Below are 3171 nucleotides of genomic sequence, written 5' to 3'. Positions count from 1 at the left end.
AACTGTTCAGGGAGTCTGACATCAAGAGCGCGGTAGCCTTTTTTAATATTTCATTCTCCATTTCAATGCGTTGTAGCTTTTTCCTCAGCTTACGTATTTCGATTTGTTCTGGTGTTATCGGAGAGGCTTTTGGTGTTTTGCCCTGACGCTCATCACGCAGTTGTTTGACCCATCTTGTCATTGTGGAAAGGCCAACATCCATAGCTTTGGCGGCATCTGCCACCGTGTATTTCTGGTCAACAACCAGTTGAGCGGATTCGCGTTTAAACTCTGCGCTAAAATTTCTTTTTTTCATTGGAGCACCTGTGTTGTTCTGAGGTGAGCATATCACCTCTGTTCAGGTGGCCAAATTCAGTGTGCCACTTCAGACCGCTCTGTGCTGGTCCCTGTCCGTGGTGGTAAGCGACCTGAAGTTGTGACCGCTCCGTCTGGCACTGAAATCACCGTTGAGCCGATTGAACAGGCTATCCTCGTGTCTCACCAGACAAAGCTTTGGGACCAGAAGTCGACCACTGGTTTCACTCAGGGGACGCTCCAGCAGGACGCACTGAACATCTGCGATAACGTGGTTCGTACCATTAACTCTAAGATGGTTGACGTGCTGGAGTCCTCAAAGCTGCTGAAGACCGTAGAACTTCCGGCCCTGACTGGTAGCCTGACCGCTAAGGCTGACGCTATCATGGATGCCCTGTACGAGAACACGGAGTCTTCTTTCGGTTCTGAGGTTTCTGACTACGGCATCATCGCCCATGAGTCACACCTCAAGGCTCTCTCCCGTCTGGCTGCTAAGCAGGGCTTCGGTGGTGAAGACGCTATCGTCGATATGCTGGGAACAGACATCGCCTATTACAACGGTGAAGACCGTGGCGTCTTCATGATGGCTAAGCGCTTTACGGCTCTGAGCTTCGGCTGCTTCCGTCACGATGGCGAGAACGTTACGGTGGTCCTTTCACGTGATGGTGACTCCCAGTCTCACGACCTTGAGATTCTCGGCAAGGTGTTTGTTGTAGCTGAAGCTGCTACGACCATCAAGATGGGTACTGGCTCGGCTACTGCTGTCCTGCCTGTAGTCAAACGCCTGAGCTTCACTAAAGACAGCTAGGATTACTAGCGACAAGCTAACTAACAATAACGACTATTGGTCAGACTTCCGAACTGGATGTCTGGCCTTTATTTTGTACTAGCAATCTAGTTCGTGAATACAGAAGGTAGGAGGACCAAATGGACCTACACAAAGTCTATCTCGTGGTCTTCCTGCTAAAGCTGGGATTGGTGGTCTGGCTATGGGCTATTAGACGATGAGTTTTGACTGAAAAATGTGAGACCTTATCTAATATAAAGAGCGAGCCAAAAGCCCCCATAGCCCGACCCTGAGTCAGCTCAAAGGGGTCGGGTAGTCAGACCGTGGGTTCTATTCCTTTAGAGGGAATATTACGTGCTTCAAGTCTTGACCGTCTATCGCTAAATATGTGACTATCACTACAACCAATTGGATTCACCTGTCTTTAAGAAACAAGAGGTTAGCTGGTTGTCTTCGATTTGTCGTAGGCTCCCTTCGCCCGCTCCAGAATCTCCCCAGGTGGAGAAGACTAAAAAAGTCTTCTCTGTCAGCAACTTAAACAGTTACCTATTTAATTTGCTTAGGAGTTCTACCATTGTGAACCGCCCTTAGTAACTGTCACGTTAAGTTACACGGTGAGATGACAGTATAACCTAACGTTGGCGGCAGTTGCACCTCTCACACCGCGATAGCACAACGTGAAGATAAAGCCCATCCAGGCATTGTAATGTCATCGACAGACTGAACACACGCATTTAAGCCCGATGTGCGGCCTTGTGGCTGCGTAAACAGGTTTATGGTGATATTGGTCCTTGCAAACCATATGCAAGCTCTATCAGCGTTTCAGCCACGCTCCCAACGGGTACACGGTTATCCTGATAAGGTGTGATCTTTCTGACAATCTGATGAAGTCGCTACGCTCCCGCTTGTTGCTGTATCACCAACGGGGCTTTATGGTTTCTATTGTCTATAATAATCTCACAATTCCCCTGCATGAGGTTGATATGACTGTTAGCTACAAGATTACTTATGAGCATAGAGACGGTGATCAAATTAGAATGGAAGAGGTTTTATTCCATTCAGAGCATGAACCAACAAAAGATGAAATTCATGATGCAGTAAGAAAAGATACTGTGAGATTTAATTCTCCATCTAATGGAGTAACGGCTGTTTCAGGGTTTAAAGTGATTTCGGTTGTCCCTGTTCCATGAATGGTTATAGAAGGGGCTGGAAGCCCCTAATTATTACTTCTTAATATCGCCAGTGCATTGATATTCGATAGTCACAAGTGTTTGCATACAACCAGATGAAGAAGGTTGTGAACATTGAGAAGTGAATCCACCAAAAGGATCGGCTCCTGAATATCCCCTAAGCGGCACAACGCGCTTTGGCTGCATTCCTGCCTTGTTGTGGATCTACAACAGGACTTTCAAACATACCGTAAGAATAACTCATCCTAACTGTGCCGTCTGATTTGCTTCCACCAGTTGGAACGAGTTGTTTTTTTGTTGCACATCCAGAAATAATCAATGTTGAAGCAAGTAACAGCATTAAACTTTTGCGCATGTAAATAATCCCAAGAGATAATGGTTATGTATTGATTTAAAGCGTTTTTAGATTAATGCATTAACTTAGCAAAATTAAGTCTTTTCTGATTGTTTGCAGAGTAAAAATGAGTTGCTTTCGAAATTATTTCGGATGTTTATTGTATTACGGTTTTTCAAACCGTCTAACTATTGTCGCTATTGAATGGGCAATAATAGCAAGAGGATTCATTTCGTCATTGGAGGCAACAAAAAGTCGGTAACTGATAGCTACAACGAATGAAGCAATAACGAGAAAGCGGATAGTGCTAAGATGTTTTGAAGATAAATGCATAACGCCCCCTAAATGAATGGGTAATGCTGCCAACTTACTGATTTAGTGTATGATGGTGATTTTAAGGTGCTTGCGTGGCTTCCATTTCCATCAGATGTCCTTCCTGCTCCGCTACTGAAGGCGTGGTGCGTAACGGCAAAAGCACTGCCGGACATCAGCGCTATCTCTGCTCTCATTGCCGTAAAACATGGCAACTACAGTTCACTTACACCGCCTCTCAGCCCGGTACGCAC

At 45.7% G+C, this 3171-nt stretch carries 4 protein-coding genes and 2 pseudogenes; 3 read left to right on the top strand and 3 right to left on the bottom strand.

The window, feature by feature from the left end; translation table 11 throughout:
• Positions 1 to 295 (bottom strand): annotated as a pseudogene (locus tag BFF42_RS13920) (transposase); the annotation flags it as partial.
• A 69-nt stretch (positions 296 to 364) separates the two neighbouring features.
• Here BFF42_RS13920 and BFF42_RS13915 point away from each other — a divergent pair.
• Positions 365 to 1102 (top strand): annotated as a pseudogene (locus BFF42_RS13915) (hypothetical protein); the annotation flags it as partial.
• 863 nt (positions 1103 to 1965) lie between these two features.
• Entirely contained in the window at positions 1966 to 2271 is a 306-nt protein-coding gene (locus BFF42_RS13910) for a hypothetical protein (protein ID WP_001448321.1), read from the top strand.
• A 33-nt stretch (positions 2272 to 2304) separates the two neighbouring features.
• Here the strand turns inward: BFF42_RS13910 and yecR (BFF42_RS27755) are convergent, their stop codons facing one another.
• Together yecR (BFF42_RS27755) and yecR (BFF42_RS27750) are read right to left on the bottom strand one after the other, a co-directional pair.
• Entirely contained in the window at positions 2305 to 2457 is a 153-nt protein-coding gene (gene yecR / locus BFF42_RS27755) for a YecR family lipoprotein (RefSeq protein WP_252709283.1), read from the bottom strand.
• Positions 2429 to 2626 (bottom strand): YecR family lipoprotein, encoded by a 198-nt coding sequence (yecR, locus tag BFF42_RS27750; protein ID WP_252709281.1) that lies wholly within the window; start codon positions 2624 to 2626, stop codon positions 2429 to 2431. The genes yecR (BFF42_RS27755) and yecR (BFF42_RS27750) overlap by 29 nt, the downstream gene beginning before the upstream one ends.
• Positions 2627 to 3012: 386 nt before the next feature.
• On the opposite strand from yecR (BFF42_RS27750), the gene BFF42_RS13895 reads away from it, so the two are divergent.
• Positions 3013 to 3171: IS1 family transposase (locus BFF42_RS13895; RefSeq protein WP_032277379.1), on the top strand; the 159-nt coding region annotated here is incomplete at its 3' end.

The sequence above is a fragment of the Shigella sp. FC1661 genome (assembly GCF_001712525.1).
Taxonomy (GTDB): Bacteria; Pseudomonadota; Gammaproteobacteria; order Enterobacterales; family Enterobacteriaceae; genus Escherichia; species Escherichia coli.
The sequence above is the reverse complement of the archived record's forward strand: the minus strand, read 5'-3'. Positions and strand labels throughout refer to the sequence as shown.

What these genes read in the sequence shown, in the direction of transcription:
- BFF42_RS13910 (WP_001448321.1), top strand. Translation starts at nt 1,966, where the DNA reads ATGAAGTCGCTACGCTCCCGCTTGTTGCTGTATCACCAACGGGGCTTT.
- yecR (WP_252709283.1), bottom strand. Translation starts at nt 2,457, where the DNA reads ATGCAGCCAAAGCGCGTTGTGCCGCTTAGGGGATATTCAGGAGCCGAT.
- yecR (WP_252709281.1), bottom strand. Translation starts at nt 2,626, where the DNA reads ATGCGCAAAAGTTTAATGCTGTTACTTGCTTCAACATTGATTATTTCT.